The sequence below is a fragment of the Streptomyces sp. NBC_00237 genome (genome assembly GCF_026342435.1).
Classification (GTDB): Bacteria; Actinomycetota; Actinomycetes; order Streptomycetales; family Streptomycetaceae; genus Streptomyces.
In genome coordinates, this window is the sequence record NZ_JAPEMT010000006.1 from 236,323 (window position 1) to 258,094 (window position 21,772).

The following is a 21,772-nucleotide window of genomic DNA, read 5'->3' on the forward strand; positions in this document are numbered from 1 at the left end:
TGTCACGGGGTTGTGCGGGTGAGCGCTCGGAGGACGCACGGCTGTCCATCGGTTGTGTAACAGCGGATTGCCTCGCAGAGGTTTAAGTCTGCGGAAGCCGGTAGACGCCGCCCTCCAGCGGCTCCACCAAACCGTCCGCAACCAGCCCGTCCAGGGCGCGTGCACGCTGCACCGGCTCGTGCCACACCGTGTCAAGTTCCCTCTGCGGTACGGGAGTCACCGCCTCGCGCAACACGGCGAGCAGCCGCCCGCGCACCTGGCGGTCGGTACCGGCGTACGCCTGCGTCTTACGCGCCGGACCCACGTGCGCGGGCTTCCCGGCCCGCAGCCAGGCGCACTGCGCGGAGATCGGACAGCGCCCGCACTCCGGGTTCTTCGCCGTGCAGACGAGTGCGCCCAGCTCCATCGAGGACGCCGCCCAGCGGGCCGCCGTCGCCGTGTCCTCGGGCAGGAGCGCGCGGGCGAGCTTGCGCTCGGCGGCGGTGGTCGCGTTCGGCGGGTACTCGACGCCGCTCACCGCGCGGGCGATCACCCGGCGCACGTTCGTGTCGAGCACCGCGTGCCGTTGCCCGTAAGCGAAGGACGCCACCGCGGCGGCCGTGTACTCGCCGATGCCCGGCAGTGACAGGAGCTGGGAGTGCTCGGACGGTACGTCGCCGCCGTGCCGCTCCGTTATGGCGGTGGCCGCGCCGTGCAGGCGCAGGGCCCGGCGCGGATAACCCAGACGGCCCCAGGCGCGGACGGCCTCGCCCGACGGCTCGGCGGCCAGGTCGGCCGGGCGGGGCCAGCGGGCCAGCCACTGTTCGTACACCGGCAGCACCCGGTTGACGGGTGTCTGCTGGAGCATGAACTCGCTGACCATCACACCCCACGGGCCCGCTTCGGGGCGCCGCCAGGGGAGGTCGCGGGCATTGGCCGTAAACCAGAGGTTGACGTCGGGGTGGAGGGCGGGCAGCTCGATGCCGTGCTGATCGGGCACGGCGGCGGCGGCCTCGGAGGGGGGAACGGACGTGGTCTCGGGCGTGAACTCAGTGGTCGCAGTCATGGCACTTCCGATCCTGGCACGAAACGGTGTGCGGACGGCCGAGGCGGGACGCGGAACCGCCCGGCGATGTGAGCGCGCTCATGTCAGGTCCGCCCGCGTCGGGCCCGGTCATGTGAGGCTCCGGGAGCGGCGGCCCGCGCCGGGGCCCGCGAACCACAGCAGCAGCCCTGCGCTGCTCGCCCGCATCCACATGATGACGCCCTGCGCCAGCCGCGCGGACACCCACACCAGCACCGCCGCGCCGATCCCGCCGAACAGCAGGCCGACCAGTACGTCGTGCGGATAGTGCACCCCCACGAACACCCGGGAGAGTGCCATCAGTACGGCCATCGGTGCGACGAACACCGCCAGCCGGGGCCAGGCGAGGATCAGCCCGGCCGCCGCGGCGCCCGCGATCACCGAGTGGTTGCTCGGGAAGGACCAGTCGCCCACCGCGGGGCACTCCACCAGCGGACGTGCCGCCCTCGCCACCGCCCGGCACGGCCGGTCCTCCGTGATGAACGACTTGGAGAGCTCGCTCGCCACGTACATCACCCCCGTCGCCAGCGGCGCGAGCACCGCGACCGCCACCGACGCCGCACTGTCGCTCCGCGAGCGCCACCACACGACGAGGAAGAGACCGGCGAAGACCAGCAGCCCCAGCTCCGTCCATATCTCGGCGAGGAACTGGAACCAGCCGGGTGTGGAGTGCGCGAAGTTGAGGATGGCGCGGTAGAGCGCGCTGCTGGTTTCCATGCCCCCAGACGTTACGGAATGGACGGGCGGCGTTCACAATCGCCGATCGTCGACTCCTGTGCGTGACCATCCATGACGAAAGTCGTGTCCGGGGCGGTACCTTCGGCCGGTTGCTTCTCGTCAGCCGGGATGATGATCGGCAAAAGTTGTCGTGACAGCGGCGGGTGGGGCAGGAGTTGGGCCCTCTTCTCTCGTAGAGTTCGGGCCGTGGGATCTCTGCGTAATCCAGTCGGGCCGCTCCCCTCCTCCATTTACTGGCGACGGAGGGCCGTCGGGCTGTCCTTGCTGGCGCTGGTGGTGGTGCTGGTGCTCTGGATCGTGCTCTCCGGTGGGGGAGACGACGACAAGAACGGCACGGGGAAGGGCGGGCCTTCGCCCGCCGCCTCCATCACTCCGGGACCTTCGTCCACGGGGCCCGTGGTGCCGGGAGAGCCTGGTGGGCGGGATGAGCCTGGGGAGGGCAACGGGGGGAGTACGGGGTCCGGTTCTGGGTCCGGGGCCGGGGCTGGGTCCGGCTCGGGTTCTGGTTCTGGGTCCGGTTCTGGGTCCGGTTCTGGAGGTACGGATTCGGGTGGGGCCGGTGGTGGTGATGCGGCCGGTGGCGCCGGTGCCGGTGGCGCCGGTGGGACGGGGCAGCAGGTCCCGGTGAATTCCGCCCTGCCGAACTGTGCGGCGGGGACTGTGGAGTTGACACTCAGCGCGCTCAAGGTGCAGGTGCCGGTCGATGACCCGGCGAAGTTCGTGGTGACCGCGAAGAACAGTTCGGCCGTGGCCTGCAAGGTGGACCTGGGGCCGGAGGCGGCCGTGGTGACCGTCAAGAACGACGCGAGCGAGAAGGTCTGGTCGTCGAAGGACTGCGTCAAGGGGGCGCGGAACCTGTTCTTCCAGGTTCCGGCGAAGGGGCAGGTGGCGCGGGTGGTGTCCTGGGACCGCAAGCCCAGTGATGCGGCGAAGTGTGAGGCTCCGGTGGGGGGTTCTGTGGCGCCTGGGACGTATGTGGTGGAACTGGCCGGAGCCAAGTTCCCCGCCTCCATCTCCCTCCAAAAAGACTGACCCCCTGCACACCGGCCCCTTTGGACGGCGAGCCAGCCTCCTCCACTTGCCCAGCCCCCTTGGGCTCCGCCCCTCCGCTTCCGCCTAGCCCCCTTGGGCGGCGGGCCCAGCCCCCTCCGCTTCCCTAGCCTCCTTGGGCGGCGGGGCCGCCCCCCGGGGGGCGGAACGGGCGGGCAAGGGGGCGGCCCCTCTCGCTCCGGGCCTACCCCGGTGCCGCCCGCTGTTACCTCCGCTTATGGGTGCGCCGCGCCCGGGTGCGCCTGCGGCGGGCCGCCCCAGACCACCCCTTCACCTAAACTCGCGAGGCTTGGGGGTTGGGATGTGCGGGTGCGTGGGGGCTGGGCGCGCAGTTCCCCGCGCCCCTAAAGGGGCGCCCCCCCAGACCCAGCGGAGCAGGGAGCGTACGCGTGGCGGAGCCGCACAGTGGCACAGTCCCGCGCCCCCAAAAGGGGCGCGTCCCGTTATACGTATCGCTCCAGGATGGAGGACTCCGCGAGGCGCGAGAGGCCCTCGCGGACGGAGCGGGCGCGGGCCTCGCCCACGCCGTCGACCGTCTGGAGATCGTCCACGCTCGCGGCGAGCAGCTTCTGGAGGCCGCCGAAGTGTTCCACCAGGCGCTCGATGATCGCGCCCGGGAGGCGCGGCACCTTGGCGAGGAGGCGGTAGCCGCGCGGGGACACCGCCGAGTCCAGGGTCTCCGGGGAGCCGCTGTAGCCCAAGGCGCGCGCCACGATGGGGAGTTCCAGGAGCTCACTGTGGGAGAGGGCGTCGAGTTCGGTGAGGGCTTCCGCCACCGTGCGGGAGCGTTTCGCCGTCGGCTCGGGGACGTAGTCGCGTACGACCAGTTCGCGTTCCGGCTCGACGCCCGCGATCAGCTCGTCGAGCTGGAGGGAGAGGAGGCGGCCGTCGGTGCCCAATTCCACTACGTACTCGGCGATTTCGGTCGCGATCCGGCGGACCATTTAGAGGCGCTGGGCGACCGCCGTGACATCGCGGACCGTGACGAGGTCTTCGATCTCCAGGGCGGAGAGGGTGCCCGCGACCTCGTCCAGGCGGAGTTTGTAGCGTTCGAGGGTGGCGAGGGCCTGGTTCGCGCGGGAGAGGATCGCGGCGGACTCCTCCAGGACGCGGCGTTCGCCGTTCACGTACAGGGCGATCAGGCGCATGGACTGCGAGACCGAGACCACCGGGAAGTGGCACTGCTTGGACACGCGGTCCGCGGTGCGGTGGCGGGTGCCCGTCTCCTCGGTGTGGATCGAGGCGTCGGGGACGAGCTGGACGCCCGCGCGCAGGATCTTGGTGATGTCCTTGTCGAGGATGAGCGCCCCGTCGAGCTTGCAGAGCTCGCGCAGGCGGGTCGCCGTGAACTCGACGTCCAGGACGAAGCCGCCGGTGCACATCGACTCGACGGTCTTGTCCATGCCGAGCACGATCAGACCGCCGGTGTTGCCGCGCAGGATGCGCTCCAGGCCGTCGCGGAGGGCCATGCCGGGGGCGACGGCGCTCAGCGAGGCGCGGATCTGGGCCTCGTTGCCAGAGCCGGAGTTGCTGGAGCCTCCGCCGGACTTTCCGGGTGATGAGGCCCGGTCGTTGGCTGCCACTGCACTCCTCCGGATACGGGGGTCACGGGTCGGGGCCGCCCCTGGCAGGGGCGGTCAACTTCGCCTCGCGTACGCGGTGGAAGGGCGAGACCAGGGCAAAGTCTACCGGCGCTCCTCCTCGCTCCGTGGGGCCTGTGCGCGAGACCGGCGCGGAAGGGCGAGGAGAGCGTCTCCCATGTCCGCCACTTCCGTCACCTTCATTCCGGCCGGGACCCTGCCCGGATCGCCCGGGACCAGGGCATGTGTGAAGCCCAGACGGTGTGCTTCGGCCAGTCGGCGCTGGACTCCCGTGACCCGTCGGATCTCTCCGGCGAGCCCCACTTCGCCGATCGCGACGAGGTTCTTGGGGAGCGGGGTGTCGCTCGCGGCGGAGGCGAGCGCGAGGGCGACGGCCAGGTCGGAGGCCGGTTCGGAGAGCTTCACGCCGCCGACCGTCGCGCAGTAGATGTCGCGCTTGCCGAGCGCGCTGATCTTCCCGCGCTGTTCGAGCACCGCCAGCATCATCGAGACCCGGGAGGTCTCCAGGCCGGAGGTGGTGCGGCGGGGGGAGGGGATCTGGGAGTCGACGGTCAGGGCCTGGACCTCGGCGACCAGGGGGCGGCGGCCCTCCAGGGTGACGGTCAGGCAGGTACCGGGGACGGCGACGTCGCGGCGGGTGAGGAAGAGGCCGGAGGGGTCGGTGAGGCCGGTGATTCCCTCGTCGTGGAGTTCGAAGCAGCCGACCTCGTCGGTGGCTCCGTAGCGGTTCTTGACGCCCCGGACCAGGCGGAGGCGCGCGTGGCGGTCGCCCTCGAAGGACAGGACGACGTCCACGAGGTGTTCGAGGAGGCGGGGGCCCGCGATGTTGCCGTCCTTGGTGACGTGGCCGACCAGCAGGGTCGCCATGCCGCGCTCCTTGGAGGCCCGGATGAGCGCCGCCGTCACCTCCCTGATCTGGGCCATGCCGCCGGGGGCGCCGTCGAGCTCGGCGGAGGCGACGGTCTGCACGGAGTCGAGGATCAGGAGGGTGGGCTTGACCGCGTCCAGGTGGCCGAGGACGGCGGCGAGGTCGGTCTCGGCGGCCAGGTAGAGGTGGTCGCTGAGCGCTTTGATCCGGTCGGCGCGCAGCCGGACCTGGCTCGCCGACTCCTCGGCCGTGACGTACAGCGTGCGGTGCTCCTCGTCGGCGGCCTTCGCGGCGACGTCCAGCAGCAGCGTCGACTTGCCGACGCCCGGCTCGCCCGCGACGAGGACCACGGCACCGGGTACGAGACCGCCGCCCAGCACCCGGTCCAGCTCGGGCACGCCGGTGGGGCGGGCGGTGGCGGTGCGGACGTCCACCTCTGCGATGGGGAGCGCGGCGCTGGAGACCCGGCCCGCGGCGGTCGTGCGGACCGAGGGCGCGCCGCCGTACTCCTCGACCGTCCCCCATGCCTGGCACTCGGCGCAGCGGCCGAGCCACTTGACGGCCGTCCAACCGCACGCGGTGCAGCGGTAGGAGGGCCTGTCCTTGGAGGATTTCGTACGGGCAGCCATGGCGTCACCGTACAGAGGGGGTCTGACAACGCGGTGGGTGTGGTGGTCCCGCGGTGGTCGGTGGGGCGATCGTCGCCGTGGTCGCCGTGGTCGCCGTGGTCGCCGTGGTCGCGGTGGGTGAGGGCATAGGCCAGTGGTACGGGACGGAAAGGGGTGGAATGAGAGATTCCTGTCCTCTTTTGAGGGATCTGTTCACCCGTACGGATTAAAAGAGGTCGAGGGGAGCGGGGGCGCGGGGGTAGCGCCCCTACGGTCGGCCGGGTGACGACCAGCAGACGGGAGCAGCACCCCGTGCATCCCAAGCACACCACCGGTATCACGGGAAGCGCCGGGAGTGCCGGGAGCACCGGGAGCGCGGGCGTGACCGGAAGCAGCACCGGCGCGCACCGGATCCATCGACGCGCTCCCCGCACCCTGGCCCAGTGCCCGCCGGGCCGGTACGAGCAGTACCTGGACGGTCTGTTCACCTACGCCCTGTCCGTGCTGCGCGACCACGACGTGGCGACAGCGGTGCTCGGCGACGTGCTGGCGCTCGCCGAGCGCAGCTTCTCGCGCACTCCCGAGGGCGAACCGGAACGCAGGGCCTGGCTGTACGCCCTCGCCCGGTGGGCCTGTCTGCGTCGGCTCGCCGACGAGAAGCGGCGCAGGCACGCCTCGTACGGCGGTCAGCAGGCGCACCGGCCGCCCTCCGCCGTACCGGAACCGGAACTGCCGGTCGAGGAGAGCGTGGCCCGCGCCAGGCACGCCGATCTGGCCCGGCTGGCCTGGCCCGAGGCGGCGGGCACCTCGCCCGAGCAGCGCGAGGCCCTGGAGCTGGCGGTACGGCACGGACTCGCCGCCCGGCAGGTCGCGGCCGTCCTCGGGCTGGACTACCCGACGGCCAGGGAACTGCTCGCCGCCGCGGCCTGTGAGGTGGAGCGGACGCGGGCGGCGCTGGCGGTGGTCGGGAGCGGGGCCTGTCCGACGGTCACCCGGCTGACGGGGGACGACCAGGTGCTGCTCAGCGCCGCCTTGCGCGGGGAGCTCGTACGGCACGTGGACGAGTGCCCGCTGTGCAGGCGTGCCGCCGAGTGTGCGGGGGCGGGCGGACCGTGGCCGGGGACGGGTGCTTCGCCGGGGCGGCTGCCCCTGATCGAGGCCCCGCGCTCGGCCGCGTACATGGCGATGCTGCATGCGCCGAGGGTGCCGAGGGCCGGGACGCCGCGCTTCGGCCGGGACGGTTTTCCGCTCGATCCGAAGGACCGGGCGGCGCGGCGCGAGCGGCTGCGGACGCGGGCCGTGACGACGACCGTGGTGGCGACGGTGGTGGCCGCTCCGGTGCTCGCGCTGTGGGCGGCGTACCGGGCTCCCGCGACGGGGGAGGGGCACCGGGGCGCGTCCGTCACCGCGAGCGAGGCGGAGGGGGTGCCGGGGCGGGACGGTTCTCGGTACGACGGGGTGGGCGGGGACGCGTACGAGAACGCGGGGAGCGTGCGGAGTCGGCCCGATCCCAGCCTCTCCACGGGGAGCGGGGTGCGGGACGTCGCGGTGAAGGTGCTCACGCCCGGGCGCGCGGCGGCTCCCGGGGCGGGGCGGCTGACGGTGGCGGCGGAGTCGTCGGGCGGCGCGACGGTGGTGCGGCTGAGCGCTTCGGGGGGCGGGGCGGTGGGGTGGTCGATCTGGGCCAACGCGCCGTGGCTGCACGTCAGTCGGGCGTCGGGGACGCTGGCTCCCGGGGAGTCGGTGACGGTGTACATCACGGTGGACCGGGAGCGGGAGCCGGTCGATCCGTGGACGGCGCGGGTGGGGGTTTCGCCGTGCGGGGCGGTGCTGGCGGTGAGCGGGCGGGGGACGGGGGCGTCTCCGGCGGAGCCGGGGGGCGGGGAGTCCTCGGCACCACCGACCGGGCCGCCCGCCAGTCCTCCTGCCAGTCCTCCTACGGGGCCGCCGACGCATCCGCCGGCCTCGCCGCCCACGCATCCGCCGACGCATCCTCCGACGTCGCCGCCCGCGAGTCCGGCGCCGACGTCGCCTTCGACGCCGCTGCCGTCGGGGGAGCCGAGCCCGTCCGGACCCCCTCCGGAGCCGACGCCCGCACCCTCGGCGACCTCGGAGGCACCTGCGGGGTAGCCTCCGCCCGCCCCCTTGGGCGGCGGGGCCGCCCCCCGGGGGCGGGACGGGCGGGCAAGGGGGCGGCCCCCTCGCTTCGGGCCCACCCCGGAGCGACCCCCGTCCAGCCCCGGTGCCGTCGCACCGTGGAAGGGGCCCCGCACGCCCCCGTACCCCCTACCGCTCAGGGTCCGCCGGATGCGGGGCCACCAGGGGGAGCTGCGAGGCGAGGCGCGCCTCGCACACCTCGACGAGCTTCGCGTAGCCCCCGGCGCCCATCAGCTCCGTCAGCTCCGGGCGGTACGAGACGTAGACCGGGTCGCCCGCGCCGTGGGCGGAGGTGGCGGAGGTGCACCACCAGTGCAGGTCGTGACCGCCGGGACCCCAGCCCCGCCGGTCGTACTCCCCGATCGTGACCTGGAGGATCTTCGTGTCGTCCGGCCGCTCGATCCAGTCGTACGTCCGCCGCACGGGCAGCTGCCAGCACACGTCCGGCTTCGTTTCGAGGGGCTCCTTGCCCTCGCGCAGGGCGAGGATGTGCAGGGAGCAGCCCGCGCCGCCCGCGAATCCGGGACGGTTCTGGAAGATGCAGGAACCCTCCCAGCGGCGCGTCTGGCGGTCGCCGTCCTCGTCCTGCTGGACCCAGCCGCCGTTCGGGCCCTTCACGCCCTTCGAGGTCTGCGCGACGTCGTGGAACTGCCAGATGTCGGGGGTCAGGCGGGCCACGTGCCCCGCGACCCGCTTCTCGTCGTCGTCGTCCGAGAAGTGCGCCCCCAGCGTGCAGCAGCCGTCGTCCGCGCGCCCCAGCTTGATGCCCTGGCAGCCGCTGCCGAAGATGCACGTCCACTTCGACGTCAGCCAGGTCAGGTCGCAGCGGAAGACCTGCTCCGCGTCCTCCGGGTCCGGGAACTCCACCCACGCGCGGGCGAAGTCCAGCCCCTGCTCGTCACTCACCACCATGTCCGCTTCGGGTCGCTTCGTGGCTTTTCCCGGCTTCGCCTTTTTCGTCTTTGGCACGGGGCAAGGGTAGGCGCAGGAACCTGTGCGCCGCGCCGCAGTAGCGTTCCGTACATGAGACTCGGAGTCCTCGACGTCGGTTCGAACACAGTGCACCTGCTCGTGGTGGACGCCCACCGCGGCGCCCGCCCCCTCCCCGCGCACTCCTACAAGGAGGAACTGCGCCTCGCGGAGCTGCTCGACGCGGACGGAGCGGTGGCCCCGGCCGGGATAGACCGGCTGGTCAGCACCGTGCGGCAGGCCATGCAGGCCGCCGAGGACAAGGGGTGCGAGGACGTCATCGCCTTCGCCACTTCGGCCGTACGGGAGGCCAGCAACGCCGATCACGTCCTGGCCCGGGTGCGGGAGGAGACCGGGGCCGATCTGAAGGTGCTGTCGGGCGAGGACGAGGCCCGGCTCACCTTCCTCGCCGCCCGGCGGTGGTTCGGCTGGTCGGCGGGCAAGCTGCTGCTGCTCGACATCGGGGGCGGCTCGCTGGAGATCGCGTACGGCATGGACGAGGACCCGGACACCGCCGTCAGCCTGCCGCTGGGCGCGGGACGGCTCACCGCCGCGCATCTGCCGGGGGACCCGCCGGACCCCCAGGACGTACGGGCCCTGCGTCGTCACGTACGGGCACAAATCGCCCGCACGGTGGGGGAGTTCGCCCGGTTCGGGCCGCCCGACCACGTGGTGGCGAGCTCGAAGACGTTCCGTCAGCTCGCCCGGATCGCGGGGGCGGCGCGCTCGGCCGAAGGTCTGTACGTACAACGTGAGCTGAGTCGCAGTTCGCTGGAGGAGTGGGTGCCGAAACTGGCCACCATGACCGCCGAGCAGCGCACCCACCTCCCCGGCGTCTCCGCCGACCGGGCGCCCCAGCTCCTGGCGGGAGCGCTGGTCGCGGAGGGTGCGATGGACCTGTTCGAGGTGTCCGTCCTGGAAATCTGCCCGTGGGCGCTGCGTGAGGGCGTCATCCTGCGGCGGCTGGATCACCTGCCCTCGTCCTGAGGGGGAGGGGGAGGGGGAGTGCGGGGGAGCGAGGAGGAGCGCGTGGAGGGGCGAGTGAGTGGCGAGTGAGGCCCTCTCCGCTCCCCGTCGGGAGGGGGACCGTACGCTGTGCTTCGTGGCAGAAGTGGCGAAACCCGCGCAGCCGTCGGTACCGGCGGCGCCAGCCGTGCGCGTTCCCGATGCGAAGGTCGCGCTGTCCACCGCCTCCGTCTATCCGGAGTCGACCGCGACGGCCTTCGAGATCGCCGCGCGCCTCGGCTACGACGGCGTCGAGGTCATGGTGTGGACCGACCCCGTCAGCCAGGACGTCGAAGCCCTGCGCAGACTCTCCGACCATTACGGCGTCCCGATCCTGGCGGTGCACGCGCCGTGCCTGCTGATCACGCAGCGGGTGTGGTCGACGGACCCCTGGGTCAAGCTCCAGCGGGCGCAGGCGGCGGCGGAGAAGCTCGGCGCGTCGACCGTGGTCGTGCACCCGCCGTTCCGCTGGCAGCGGGGGTACGCGCGGGACTTCGTGACCGGGATCTGGCGGATGGCCGAGGAGACGGACGTCCGCTTCGCCGTCGAGAACATGTACCCGTGGCGGTACAAGGACCGCGAGATGCTCGCGTACGCCCCCGAGTGGGACGTCACCAAGGACGACTACCGGCACTTCACCGTCGACCTGTCGCACACGGCGACCGCGCGGACCGATGCCATGGCCATGATCGACCGCATGGGCGACCGGCTCGGGCACGTCCACCTCGCGGACGGCAAGGGCTCGGCGAAGGACGAACACCTGGTGCCGGGGCGCGGCACGCAGCCCTGCGCGGAGCTGCTGGAGCGGCTGGCGGCCACCGGCTTCGACGGGCACGTCGTCGTCGAGGTCAACACGCGACGGGCGATGTCGTCGGCGGAGCGGGAGGCGGACCTGGCGGAGGCACTGGCCTTCACGCGACTGCATCTGGCGTCGCCGTCCCAGGCGTCCCCGTCGTCCCCGGCGGGCGGGGCGGTGCGGGTGCAGGGCGCGTGACGGGCCCGGACGCCCCCATCCCGGGCACTCCCATTCCGGGCACTCCCGCCCCGAACACTCCCGCCCCGGGCACCCCGCGCGACGGGGACCCCCGCGACGGAGACCCCCGCGGCGCGGCCCCCGGCGGGCCGTCCGCTCCGCGCCGCCGCGGACGCCCTTCCCGTACGGCGTCGGCCGCCGGGCCCGCCGCCCGGGACCGCATCCTGGACGCCGCCCGCGCCGAATTCGCCGAACGCGGCTACGACAAGACCTCCGTGCGCGGCATCGCCCGCGCCGCCGGGGTCGACTCCGCACTCGTCCACCACTACTTCGGTACGAAGGACGAGATCTTCGCGGCGTCGGTCGAGGTCTCCTTCGAACCCGCCCTCGCCCTGGAAGTCCTGGTCGGGCACGGCCCGGACGGCATCGGCGAGCGCATCGCCCGCTACTTCTTCTCGGTCTGGGAGAACCCGGCCACCCGGGCCCCCCTCCTGGCCATCGTCCGCTCGGCCCTCACCAACGAGGCGGCGGCCAAGGTCCTCCGGCGCTTCGTGCTGCGCAGACTCCTGGAGCGGATCGCCGCCGACCTCGACGTCCCGAACCCCACCTTCCGCGCGGAGCTGGCCGTCTCCCACATGGTCGGCCTGGCGGTCGTCCGGTACGCCCTCCAGGTCGAGCCCCTGGCCTCGGCCCCCGTGGACGACATCGTGGAACTGGTCGCCCCGACCCTCCAGCGCTACCTGACGGAGGCGTAGCCCGAGCCCCGTTCCGGGCCCGCCCCCGCGTTCCACCGACCGAACACCCATTCCGCGATCCGGACTGCCTGTCCAAATCCTGGAGCCGAGGCGTACGCTCGACGCCAGTCGCACCGTCCGTACGCAGACGCTAAGAACCCGTACTCCTGGGAAGTGAACCCGATGCCCGAGCTGAGGTCCCGCACCGTCACCCACGGCCGCAACATGGCAGGCGCCCGCGCGCTCATGCGCGCCTCCGGTGTAGCGAGCGAGGACATCGGCAAGCCGATCATCGCGGTCGCCAACTCCTTCACCGAGTTCGTCCCCGGCCACACCCACCTCGCCCCCGTCGGCCGCATCGTCTCCGAGGCGATCCACGCCGCGGGCGCCGTCCCCCGCGAGTTCAACACCATCGCGGTCGACGACGGCATCGCCATGGGCCACGGCGGGATGCTCTACAGCCTCCCCTCCCGCGACCTCATCGCGGACAGCGTCGAGTACATGGTCGAGGCCCACTGCGCCGACGCCCTGATCTGCATCTCCAACTGCGACAAGATCACCCCCGGCATGCTGATGGCGGCCCTCCGCCTCAACATCCCCACGATCTTCGTCTCCGGCGGCCCCATGGAGTCCGGCCGCGCCACCCTCGTCGACGGCACCGTCCGCACCCTCGACCTCGTCGACGCGATGTCGGACGCCGTCAACGACAAGATCTCCGACGCGGACATGCTCCGTATCGAGGAGAACGCCTGTCCCACCTGCGGCTCCTGCTCCGGCATGTTCACCGCCAACTCCATGAACTGCCTCGCCGAGGCCATCGGCCTCGCGCTCCCCGGCAACGGCTCGACCCTCGCCACCCACACCGCCCGCCGCGCCCTGTACGAGAACGCGGGCCGCACCATCGTCGAGATCACCAAGCGCCACTACGAGCAGGACGACCCGACGGTCCTGCCGCGCGCCATCGCGTCCCGCGCCGCGTTCGAGAACGCCATGGCCCTCGACATCGCCATGGGCGGCTCCACCAACACGATCCTGCACCTCCTCGCCGCCGCCCAGGAGGCCGAACTCGACTTCGGGCTCCCCGAGATGGACGAGATCTCGCGCCGCGTGCCGTGCCTCGCCAAGGTCGCGCCGAACGTCGCCAAGGACCGTACGTACTACATGGAGGACGTCCACCGAGCGGGCGGCATCCCCGCCATCCTCGGCGAGCTGTACCGAGGCGGACTCCTCAACGAGGACGTCCACTCCGTGCACTCCCCGTCCCTGGCCGACTGGATCAAGAGCTGGGACGTGCGCGGCGGCTCCCCCGCCCCCGAGGCCGTCGAGCTGTGGCACGCCGCCCCCGGCTGCGTCCGCTCCGCCACCGCCTTCTCGCAGTCCGAGCGCTGGGACACCCTCGACACGGACGCCGCCGAAGGATGCATCCGCTCGGTCGAGCACGCGTACTCCAAGGACGGCGGCCTCGCGGTCCTGCGCGGAAACCTCGCCGTCGACGGCTGCGTCGTGAAGACCGCGGGCGTGGACGAGTCCATCTGGACCTTCGAGGGCCCGGCCGTCGTCTGCGAGTCGCAGGAGCAGGCTGTCGAGAAGATCCTCCTCAAGGAGGTCAAGGCGGGCGACGTGGTCGTCATCCGTTACGAGGGCCCCAAGGGCGGCCCCGGCATGCAGGAGATGCTCTACCCGACCTCGTACCTGAAGGGCACCGGCCTCGGCAAGCAGTGCGCGCTGATCACCGACGGCCGCTTCTCCGGCGGCACTTCGGGCCTCTCCATCGGCCACGCGTCCCCGGAAGCGGCCAGCGGCGGCACCATCGCCCTCGTCCAGGACGGCGACCGCATCCGCATCGACATCCCCCGCCGTACGATCGAACTCCTGGTCTCCGGCGAGGAGTTGGCGGAACGCGACGCGGCCCTCGAAGGCGTCTACGCCCCGAAGAACCGCGAGCGCAAGGTCTCCCAGGCCCTGCGCGCGTACGCCGCGATGGCCACCAGCGCCGACAAGGGCGCGGTCCGCGACGTGTCCAAGCTGGGCTGAACCTAGGGCCTCCTGGGCGGCGGGGGCGGCGGCGTGTTCTCCCCGGGCGGCGGCGGGCCTCCCGGCGGCTCCTCCCCGCCGGGCCGCAGCCCCGGGTCCGCCGGGTCGAGCGAGAAGACCGTGCCGCCCGCGCCGGTCACGACGAGCCCGCCGCCCACCCGCAGCACGCTCGTCCCGTGGTACGCGGCCGGGGGCGCGCCCCGGTGCCCCGAACGCCATGTCTCCTCGCCCGTACGGGAGTTGAGCGCGACCACCCGCCCGCTCAGGCTCGGCACGTACAGCGTGGCGTCCCCGGGGCCGGTCTCCGGCGCGCCCAGCCCCCGCACCCCGGTTTCCCTCGTCCAGTGCCGGCTGCCGGTGCGGGCGTCGTACGCGGAGACCGTGCCCCAGTGGTGCACGAAGTAGACCGTCCCACCCCGCAGCACCGGCCGCCCCTGCGGCGTGCCGGGCAGGGGGAGGGCGCGCGGTGCGCGGACACCCGCCGGGTCGACCAGGACGAGTGAGGAGTAACTGCCCTCGTGGTGGGCGTGCTGCGCGGCATCCCCCGCCCGCCCCCACCTCGCGAACACCAACAGCCCCTGGCTCACCCCGAGTCGGTCATGATCGCGACCGTAAGCGGCCAGGGTCTTCCGCCTGCCGTCGTCGGGGGAGTAGCGGACGTACGTACGGTCGCCGGTCTCGTCGTCGGGGTCCACGCACGTCCCGTACGGCTTCCCGCCGAGTGCGTACGGGACGCAGGTCAGCCCGGCGGGGTTCGGGGAGGTCCACCGGGTCGCGCCGGTGGCGGTGTCGCGGGCGACGACGGCACGCAGGTCGGCGGCGGGAGCGACGACGAGGCCGCCGAGCACCGCGGGGGCGTCCGTTCCGGAGGGGGGCCTGCCGACAGGGCGGTGCCAGAGGCGGCGGCCGTCGCGGGAGTCGAGCGCGACGAGCCGGTGCGCCGCGTCGGAGAGCGTCTCGACCGCGAACACGGCCGTCGCCCGCGCCAGCCGGGCGGGAGCGGACGGGGTGGAGTCACCGATCTCCCGGGTGCCGGGGGCGGTGGGCGGCTGCGGGGCGCGCCACAGGACGGTGCCGGTGGCCGCGTCCAGCCGTACCGTCCGTACGGAACGCCCTCCGCAGTGCACGGCCGCCGTGCCGTCCGCAGTGCAGCGGACCTCCTCGACGGGGCCCGTCGCGCCGGAGTCGGCGGGCGGAAGGGTGGTCTGCCAGGAGCGCCAGCCGGTGGGGAGCGCCTCGCCGGACCCGCCCGGCTGCGGATCGCGCCAGGGAGCGGACCCGGCCGCACCACCGGCATCCGGCGCCCCGCTCTCGCCCCCGCCCCAGGGCAGCGACAGCACGAGCCCGCCCGCGGTCACGGCGAGCAGCAGGGCGACGGCGGCGACGATCCGGACGGACCGGGAGCGGAGGGCGGAGCGCGGCGGCGAGGACGGCGGCGCGGGGGTGTCGCCGACGGCGGGAACGGCGGGAACGTCATCGCGACCGGCCTGCCCGGCCCCCCGCCGTACGACCATCGTGTCGGGATCGTCCACGTCCCGCCGCGCCGCGCCAGGGGCGTCCGCCGGTGCCGCCTCCGGCCTCCACCTCCGTAACAAGGTGCCCAGCTCCGCGATCTCCGGCCGCTCCTCCGGCTCCTTGACCAGGCAGTACTCCAGAATCCCGCGCAACGGCTCGCGTACGCCGTCGAGCACGGGCCGCTCGTGCACGACGGCGTACGCGGTCATGAACGGACTGTCCGAGTCGAACGGGCCGTGCCCCACCGCCGCGTACACGAGGAGCGTGGCGAGCGAGAAGACGTCCGATGCGGGCCCGACGGTGCGCGGACTGTTGAGCTGCTCAGGCGACATGAAGGGCGGGGTCCCCATCACGTTCCCGGTCACGGTGATCGGCTTGTTCCCCACCGCCCGCGACACCCCGAAGTCGATGACCCGGGGCCCGTCCGCCGCCATGAGCACATTCGCGGGCTTGAGATCGCGGTGCACGACCCCCACCCGGTGAATGTCCCGCAACGCCTCCACCAGCCCGAGCCCCAACAGCCTCAACTCGACGTCGCCCAGAGGTCCTTGCTCGTCCAGCAACTGCGCCAGCGTCGGCCCGGGAACGTACTGCGTGGCCATCCACGGCCGTACGGCATCCGGATCGGCATCCAGCACCGAGGCGGTGAACGCCCCGCTCACCCGCCTCACCGCGGCGATCTCCTGCCGGAAACGTGCCCGAAAGTCCGGATCGGCTGAGTACTGCTCGTGGATCACTTTGACGGCGACCTCACGCCCCGAGGGCGACCTCCCCAGGAAAACGGTCCCCATCCCCCCGGTCCCGAGCCGGCCGAGGAGCCGGTACTCCCCGATGACCTGGGGATCGTCCGCCGCGAGCGACACGGCTCAACTCCCTTGCCCGTAACCACACCTGATCCCCCCACAGTAGAACCCCACCCCCCACCCCGCTCCCAAACCCCCACTCCCACCCCGCACCCGCCTCCCCTTCCGCCGAGCCCCCCTGAGCGGCGCTGCCTTCGCCTAGCCCCCTTGGGCGGCGCTGCCTTCGCCTAGCCCCCTTGGGCGGCGGGCCAGCCCCTCTCCGCTTTCGCCTCGCCCCCTTGGGCTCCGCCCCTCCGCTTCCCCAGCCCCCTTGGGCTCCGCCTTGCCTCGTCCCCTTGGGCGGCGGGGCCGCCCCCCGGGGGCGGAACGGGCGGGCAAGGGGGCGGCCCCCCTCGCTCCGGGCCCACCCCGGAGCGCCCCCGCCCAGCCCCGATACCGCCCACACCCCGCAAGGAGCCCCGCCCCACCCCCGAACCCCGACCCCGAACCTCGAACCCCACCCCCACCCCACACAAACCCCCCACCCGCCCCCGCCCAGGGATAATCACCTCGTGAGCGAAAACCCCCCGCCCCCCCAGCCCCCCACCCCCACTCCCACCCCGGAGGGCCCCACCCCCACCCCCCTCCGCCTCTTCGGCACCACCTGGCTCCACCACGACAACGGCTACACCCTCCGCCGCATCGGAGCCTCCCTCGGCTCCCTCGCCGCAGCAGTCGCAGGCTGCCTCCTCCTCCGCTTCGCCTACCAGGGCCTCCAGATCGCCGACGTAGGCGGCATCGTAGGAACCCTGGTCATCGTGATGTTCGCGATCTGCAGCGCGATCGCCTTCCGCAAGACCTGGGAGGGCTTCACCACCCGCCCCACGGACCCGGCCCGCGAACAGTCCCTCCGCAGCCTCAAGACGATCGGCTTCGTCGGCTCCCTCCTCGCCTACTTCTTCCGCTCCCTCACCGAGGCCCCGGGCGAAAAGCTCCACCGCCAGGAGTACGAAACGGCCCTCGCCCAGTACGAACGCCGCCGAGGCACCCGCTCGGGCAACCCCGCCGCACGCAAGAAGAAGCCCAAACGCAAGTAACGCCCGCCGCACGGCGTTCCTCATCCCCCAACGGAACCCTCGAAGCGCCCCACTCCGTCGAACTCCACCCCGCCCGCACCCTCATGCTTGACCCCGCGCACTCCCCAGGAGGACTATTCATCAAGCGATGAATAAACCGGGAGGCCCTCCATGAACCCCCCCACCCCCCGCGGTACAGGCCCACTCCCTCACCGCCATCCGAGGCTCCCGCCCGGTCCTCCGCGACCTCACCTTCACCGTTCCCCCGGCCCGCATCACCGGCCTCCTCGGCCCTTCGGGCTGCGGCAAGTCCACCCTCCTGCGCGCCATCGTCGGTACGCAGGCCAAGGTCACCGGCACCCTCACGGTCCTCGGCCTCCCCGCGGGCCACCCGGAACTCCGCTCACGCATCGGCTACGTAACCCAAGCCCCGTCCGTCTACAACGACCTGACCATCCACCAGAACCTCTCCCACTTCGCCGCGATCCTCACCCCGGGCCGAGCCTCCGCCGAAGCCCGTCGCGCCTCGGTCGCCCGAGCCCTCTCCGCCGTGGACCTCACCGCTCACGCGAACGACCTGACCGGCAACCTCTCCGGCGGTCAACGCAGCAGGGTCTCCCTGGCCGTCGCCCTCCTGGGCACCCCCGAACTCCTGGTCCTGGACGAACCGACGGTCGGCCTCGACCCGGTCCTCCGCCGCGACCTCTGGAACCTCTTCCACAGCCTCGCCGCCGACCACGGCACCACCCTCCTCATCTCCTCCCACGTCATGGACGAGGCCGAACGCTGCGACCGCCTCCTCCTGATGCGCGAAGGCGAGATCCTCGCCGAAGACACCCCCACCGCCCTGCGCGCCCAAACCCGGACCCCCACCATCGAGTCCGCCTTCCTCCACCTCGTCACCTCCGACCCCGCCCCGACGCCCCGCCCCGCCGACCGGGCCTGACGCCCCGCACCCCGAGGACTCCCCACGCCCCACCCCGCACACCCCCAAGGACCCAGCCCATGACCCTCGACCGGACCCTGGCCACCACCACCCGCGTCCTTCACCAGCTCCGCCACGACCCCCGCGCGGTAGCCCTCACGCTCCTCGTCCCAGCGGTCATGATCACGCTCCTCCGCTACGTCTTCGACGCCACGCCCCAGACCTTCAACGCGGTCGGAGCCTCGCTCCTCGGCATCTTCCCGCTGATCACGATGTTCCTGATCACCTCGATCGCCACCCTCCGCGAACGCACCAGCGGCACCCTCGAACGCCTCCTCGCGATGCCCCTCGCCAAGGCGGACCTGATCGGCGGCTACGCCCTCGCCTTCGCCGTACTCGCCCTGATCCAGTCAGCCCTGGCCACCGCGATCGCGGTCTGGCTCCTCGGGCTCGACGTCACGGGCTCCCCCTGGGCGCTCCTCCTGGTCGCTCTCCTGGACGCCCTCCTCGGCACAGCGCTCGGCCTCTTCGTGTCGGCCTTCGCCTCGTCCGAGTTCCAAGCAGTCCAGTTCATGCCCCTGGTCCTCTTCCCCCAACTCCTCCTCTGCGGCCTCTTCACTCCCAGGCCCGCGATGCAACCCGCCCTGGAAGCGATCTCCGCTGTGCTTCCCATGTCCTACGCGGTCGACGCCATGAACGAGATCCGTACCCACGCGACCCTCACGGGCACCTTCCTCCGCGACGTCACGATCGTCTCGGCCACCGCCCTGGCCGTCCTCCTCCTGGGTGCCGCCACCCTCCGCCGCCGCACCCCCTGACCCGCGTCCCCCTCCCCGCCCACCCCTCGGACGTCCCGCCATCACTCCCCGACCCCGATGCAAGGATGTCCCCGTACCCCAGCCCCACCGCCCGGAGGGTGACCCCAGATGACCGACCACCAAGCCCCCACCCCCAAGACGATCGCCGTCCTCGGCACCGGCAAGATCGGCGAAGCCCTCCTCAGCGGCATGATCCGCGGCGGCCGCCGCCCCGCCGACCTCCTCGTCACGGCCCGCCGCACCGAACGCGCCGAAGAGCTCCGCACCCGCTACGGCGTCGAGTCCGTCACCAACGCCGAAGCCGCCAAGCGCGCCGACACCCTGATCCTCACGGTCAAGCCCCAGGACATGGCCAAGCTCCTCGAAGAGCTCTCCCCCCATCTCCCCACCGGCCCGAGCCCTCTGATCATCAGCGGCGCCGCAGGCATCCCCACCTCCTTCTTCGAGGAACGCCTCGCCCCGAACACCCCCGTCGTCCGCGTCATGACGAACACCCCCGCCCTCGTCGACGAGGCGATGTCCGTCATCTCCGCAGGCAGCCATGCCACCCCCACCGACCTCGCCCACGCCGAGGACATCTTCGGCGGAGTCGGCAAGACCCTCCGCGTCCCGGAGTCCCAGCAGGACGCCGCCACCGCCCTCTCCGGCTCCGGCCCGGCGTACTTCTACTTCCTGGTCGAGGCGATGACCGACGCGGGCATCCTCCTGGGCCTGCCCCGCGCCCAGGCCCACGACCTGATCGTGCAGGCCGCCATAGGAGCCGCCGTCATGCTCCGCGACAGCGGCGAGCACCCGGTGAAGCTCCGCGAAGCCGTCACCTCCCCGGCCGGCACCACCATCAACGCCATCCGCGAGCTGGAGAACCACGGCGTACGAGCCGCCCTCATCTCCGCCCTGGAAGCCGCCCGCAACCGCAGCCGCGAACTCGCCTCCGGCACCGGCTGACCACCCGCCTCACCCGAACGGCCCACCGAGACAAGCCGCCCCCTCTTTCCGCGTGCTGCCCTGAAGCCATGAACAACACCCGATTCAGGCGCACCCTGCTGGCCGCGACCACGCTCGCCGTCGCCACCCTCACCACCGTCGGAACGGCCGCCGCCACCCCCTCCCAGGGCGGCGGCGAGCTGTTCCACGGCGTGGTGACCGCGCCGGTCAAGGTCCACGAGGACATCGACCCCACGTCCCCTTCGGAGGTCACCCTCCCCAAGGGCTACGAGGTCCTGATCATCTGCAAGCTGGACGGCTGGTTCCTGCTCCTCAACGAGGAGTCCATCGACGAGGACGAGCCCGAGATCGGCTGGGCCCGGTCCACGTCCATCCGGGTCCAGGGCAAGCAGCCCACCACCTGCTGACCCGCCCCCCACTGGCCTCCCCGCCCAGGCTCACTCACCCCGCGGGCAGCAACCCGATGGCCCGGTACGCCGCATCCACGGTGGGCCGGGCCATCACCCGTGCTCGCTCGGCCCCCTCCCTCAGCACCTCCTCCACGTGCCCCGCATCCGTCGCCAACTCCGCATGCCGCTCCCTCACCGGCCTCAGTACCTCCACCACCGCCTCCGCCGTGTCCCTCTTCAGCGCCCCGTACAACGCGTACGCACCGGCCAGCTCCTCCGGGTCCCCACCCGTGCAGGCCGACAGCAGATCCAGCAGATTCGCGACCCCCGGCCGCGCCTGCCGGTCGTACTCGACGCCCCCGCTGCCGCTGTCGGTCACCGCCCGCATGACCTTCTTCCGCACGACATCGGGCTCGTCCAGCACGAATACGACCCCACCCGTCGCGGCAGTCGTCTTCCCCATCTTCGACGTCGGCTCCTGAAGGTCCATGACCCTGGCCGCCACCACCGGATGCGTCGCCCGGGGCACCACGAACGTCTCCCCGTACCTCTTGTTGAACCGCACCGCCAGGTCCCGCGTCAGCTCCACGTGCTGCGCCTGGTCGTCCCCGACGGGCACTTCCTCCGCCCCGTACGCCAGGATGTCCGCCGCCATCAGCACCGGATACGTCAGCAACGACAGCCGGACCCCTTCCCCGGCCGCCTGCGCCTGCGCGCTCTTCTCCCGGTACTGGATCATCCGCCGCATCTCCCCGTCGGACGCCGTGCACTCCAGTACGTACGACAGCCGCGCGTGCTCATCGACATGGCTCTGCACGAACACCGTGCACACCGCAGGGTCCAGCCCGACCGCCAGCAGCAACGTCGCCGCCTGCCTACTGAGCCGCAACACCCGCGCCGGATCGTGCTCGACCGTCAGTGCGTGCAGGTCCACCACGGAGAACAGCGCCTCTCCCCGATGCTGGTCCACCTCCGCCCACTGCCGCACGGCACCGAGGTAGTTCCCGAGTGTCATGTGCCCGGTCGGCTTGATCCCGCTGAAGATCCGCGTCATCTCTCTCGTCTCCTGGTCGAGGCCGCCACCACCGGCGACCGACCTCCCGGAAGGAGATACGCGAACGGCCGCCGTAGAAGCGGCGGCCGTGGGTGCATACGTGTGCGTGGCCGCCGTCAGGCGGCCCACCAACTGAGGGTGCACGTACGCGTAGTCATGCGGAACACCGTAGCCCTCCGGCCCCGGGTTGACACGCGATTAACAGATACGTAATGTTCTCCGAGCTGTCCGACTGTGAGCGCTGGCCTCGGCCGGTCCCCGGACAGTCATTCCGCACCAACCACTCAAGCAGGCGACTCCACGTCGCACCGTCTTCGTGTGCTCTTTTTGCGAAATGTGGATTCCGCGTTCGAGAGGGCGCCCCCGATTGGCATCGGGGCCCAGGAATCCGCTAATGTCTCACTCGTCGGAACGGCCCAACAGCCGCAAAGACAAACCCCGCTGACTGGGAATCAGGCCCGAAAGGAT

General features: G+C 72.3%; 17 protein-coding genes and 2 pseudogenes. 11 read left to right on the forward strand and 8 right to left on the reverse strand.

The window, feature by feature from the left end; genetic code table 11:
* Positions 1-82: 82 nt before the first annotated feature.
* From OG897_RS39310 to OG897_RS40935, 3 genes are all read right to left on the reverse strand, one after another.
* Entirely contained in the window at positions 83-1,045 is a 963-nt protein-coding gene (locus tag OG897_RS39310) for an A/G-specific adenine glycosylase (protein ID WP_266664988.1), read from the reverse strand.
* Between the two features lie 108 nt (positions 1,046-1,153).
* The gene (locus OG897_RS39315; protein WP_266664990.1) at positions 1,154-1,780 is read right to left on the reverse strand and encodes a phosphatase PAP2 family protein; all 627 of its coding nucleotides are present in this window, start codon (positions 1,778-1,780) and stop codon (positions 1,154-1,156) included.
* A gap of 251 nt (positions 1,781-2,031) precedes the next feature.
* Positions 2,032-2,190 (reverse strand): hypothetical protein, encoded by a 159-nt coding sequence (locus OG897_RS40935; RefSeq protein ID WP_323188161.1) that lies wholly within the window; start codon positions 2,188-2,190, stop codon positions 2,032-2,034.
* 277 nt (positions 2,191-2,467) lie between these two features.
* Between OG897_RS40935 and OG897_RS40940 the strand changes: the two genes are divergently transcribed.
* A complete protein-coding gene (locus OG897_RS40940; protein WP_323188162.1) occupies positions 2,468-2,833 on the forward strand; it encodes a hypothetical protein in 366 nt (121 codons plus the stop codon).
* A 461-nt stretch (positions 2,834-3,294) separates the two neighbouring features.
* On the opposite strand, the pseudogene disA reads toward OG897_RS40940, so the two are convergent.
* Together disA and radA are read right to left on the reverse strand one after the other, a co-directional pair.
* Positions 3,295-4,434 (reverse strand): annotated as a pseudogene (gene disA / locus OG897_RS39325) (DNA integrity scanning diadenylate cyclase DisA).
* Positions 4,435-4,536: 102 nt separating this feature from the next.
* Entirely contained in the window at positions 4,537-5,949 is a 1,413-nt protein-coding gene (gene radA / locus OG897_RS39330; protein ID WP_266664994.1) for a DNA repair protein RadA, read from the reverse strand.
* A gap of 360 nt (positions 5,950-6,309) precedes the next feature.
* Here radA and OG897_RS39335 point away from each other — a divergent pair, with 360 nt between their 5' ends.
* A complete protein-coding gene (locus OG897_RS39335; protein ID WP_266665068.1) occupies positions 6,310-8,058 on the forward strand; it encodes a hypothetical protein in 1,749 nt (582 codons plus the stop codon).
* Between the two features lie 156 nt (positions 8,059-8,214).
* On the opposite strand, the gene OG897_RS39340 is transcribed toward OG897_RS39335, so the two are convergent.
* A complete protein-coding gene (locus tag OG897_RS39340; protein WP_266664997.1) occupies positions 8,215-9,054 on the reverse strand; it encodes a hypothetical protein in 840 nt (279 codons plus the stop codon).
* A 54-nt stretch (positions 9,055-9,108) separates the two neighbouring features.
* Here OG897_RS39340 and OG897_RS39345 point away from each other — a divergent pair, with 54 nt between their 5' ends.
* The 4 genes from OG897_RS39345 (at position 9,109) to ilvD (ending at position 13,800) form a co-directional block, all read left to right on the forward strand.
* Positions 9,109-10,041, forward strand: a complete 933-nt coding sequence (locus OG897_RS39345; RefSeq protein WP_266665000.1) for a Ppx/GppA phosphatase family protein — start codon at positions 9,109-9,111, stop codon at positions 10,039-10,041.
* Positions 10,042-10,156: 115 nt separating this feature from the next.
* Positions 10,157-11,053 (forward strand): sugar phosphate isomerase/epimerase, encoded by an 897-nt coding sequence (locus OG897_RS39350; protein WP_266665002.1) that lies wholly within the window; start codon positions 10,157-10,159, stop codon positions 11,051-11,053.
* Positions 11,050-11,787: a TetR/AcrR family transcriptional regulator gene (locus tag OG897_RS39355; protein WP_266665004.1), complete on the forward strand. Its 738-nt coding sequence runs from the start codon at positions 11,050-11,052 to the stop codon at positions 11,785-11,787. Before OG897_RS39350 ends, OG897_RS39355 begins: the two co-directional genes overlap by 4 nt.
* 162 nt (positions 11,788-11,949) lie before the next feature.
* The gene (gene ilvD / locus OG897_RS39360; RefSeq protein WP_266665006.1) at positions 11,950-13,800 is read left to right on the forward strand and encodes a dihydroxy-acid dehydratase; all 1,851 of its coding nucleotides are present in this window, start codon (positions 11,950-11,952) and stop codon (positions 13,798-13,800) included.
* Positions 13,801-13,802: 2 nt separating this feature from the next.
* Here the strand turns inward: ilvD and OG897_RS39365 are convergent, their stop codons facing one another.
* On the reverse strand, positions 13,803-16,178 hold the full coding sequence (locus OG897_RS39365) for a serine/threonine-protein kinase (RefSeq protein ID WP_266665008.1): 2,376 nt from the start codon (positions 16,176-16,178) through the stop codon (positions 13,803-13,805).
* A 491-nt stretch (positions 16,179-16,669) separates the two neighbouring features.
* Here OG897_RS39365 and OG897_RS39370 point away from each other — a divergent pair, with 491 nt between their 5' ends.
* From OG897_RS39370 to OG897_RS39390, 5 genes and pseudogenes are all read left to right on the forward strand, one after another.
* Positions 16,670-17,194 carry a hypothetical protein gene (locus tag OG897_RS39370; protein ID WP_266665010.1) on the forward strand — a complete coding sequence of 175 codons (525 nt, stop codon included), beginning with the start codon at positions 16,670-16,672 and terminating at the stop codon, positions 17,192-17,194.
* 157 nt (positions 17,195-17,351) lie between these two features.
* A pseudogene (locus tag OG897_RS39375) lies at positions 17,352-18,119 on the forward strand (ABC transporter ATP-binding protein); the annotation flags it as partial.
* A 59-nt stretch (positions 18,120-18,178) separates the two neighbouring features.
* Positions 18,179-18,916, forward strand: a complete 738-nt coding sequence (locus OG897_RS39380; RefSeq protein ID WP_266665016.1) for an ABC transporter permease — start codon at positions 18,179-18,181, stop codon at positions 18,914-18,916.
* Positions 18,917-19,024: 108 nt separating this feature from the next.
* Positions 19,025-19,861 carry a pyrroline-5-carboxylate reductase gene (gene proC / locus OG897_RS39385; protein WP_266665019.1) on the forward strand — a complete coding sequence of 279 codons (837 nt, stop codon included), beginning with the start codon at positions 19,025-19,027 and terminating at the stop codon, positions 19,859-19,861.
* A gap of 68 nt (positions 19,862-19,929) precedes the next feature.
* The gene (locus OG897_RS39390) at positions 19,930-20,268 is read left to right on the forward strand and encodes a hypothetical protein (protein WP_266665021.1); all 339 of its coding nucleotides are present in this window, start codon (positions 19,930-19,932) and stop codon (positions 20,266-20,268) included.
* Positions 20,269-20,302: 34 nt separating this feature from the next.
* On the opposite strand, the gene trpS is transcribed toward OG897_RS39390, so the two are convergent.
* Positions 20,303-21,304: a tryptophan--tRNA ligase gene (gene trpS, locus OG897_RS39395; RefSeq protein WP_266665023.1), complete on the reverse strand. Its 1,002-nt coding sequence runs from the start codon at positions 21,302-21,304 to the stop codon at positions 20,303-20,305.
* Positions 21,305-21,772 lie beyond the last annotated feature (468 nt).

Coding starts and splice junctions, on each gene's coding strand:
- OG897_RS39310 (WP_266664988.1), bottom strand. CDS start 1,045: ATGACTGCGACCACTGAGTTCACGCCCGAGACCACGTCCGTTCCCCCC.
- OG897_RS39315 (WP_266664990.1), bottom strand. CDS start 1,780: ATGGAAACCAGCAGCGCGCTCTACCGCGCCATCCTCAACTTCGCGCAC.
- radA (WP_266664994.1), bottom strand. CDS start 5,949: ATGGCTGCCCGTACGAAATCCTCCAAGGACAGGCCCTCCTACCGCTGC.
- OG897_RS39345 (WP_266665000.1), top strand. CDS start 9,109: ATGAGACTCGGAGTCCTCGACGTCGGTTCGAACACAGTGCACCTGCTC.
- ilvD (WP_266665006.1), top strand. CDS start 11,950: ATGCCCGAGCTGAGGTCCCGCACCGTCACCCACGGCCGCAACATGGCA.
- OG897_RS39380 (WP_266665016.1), top strand. CDS start 18,179: ATGACCCTCGACCGGACCCTGGCCACCACCACCCGCGTCCTTCACCAG.
- proC (WP_266665019.1), top strand. CDS start 19,025: ATGACCGACCACCAAGCCCCCACCCCCAAGACGATCGCCGTCCTCGGC.
- OG897_RS39390 (WP_266665021.1), top strand. CDS start 19,930: ATGAACAACACCCGATTCAGGCGCACCCTGCTGGCCGCGACCACGCTC.
- trpS (WP_266665023.1), bottom strand. CDS start 21,304: ATGACGCGGATCTTCAGCGGGATCAAGCCGACCGGGCACATGACACTC.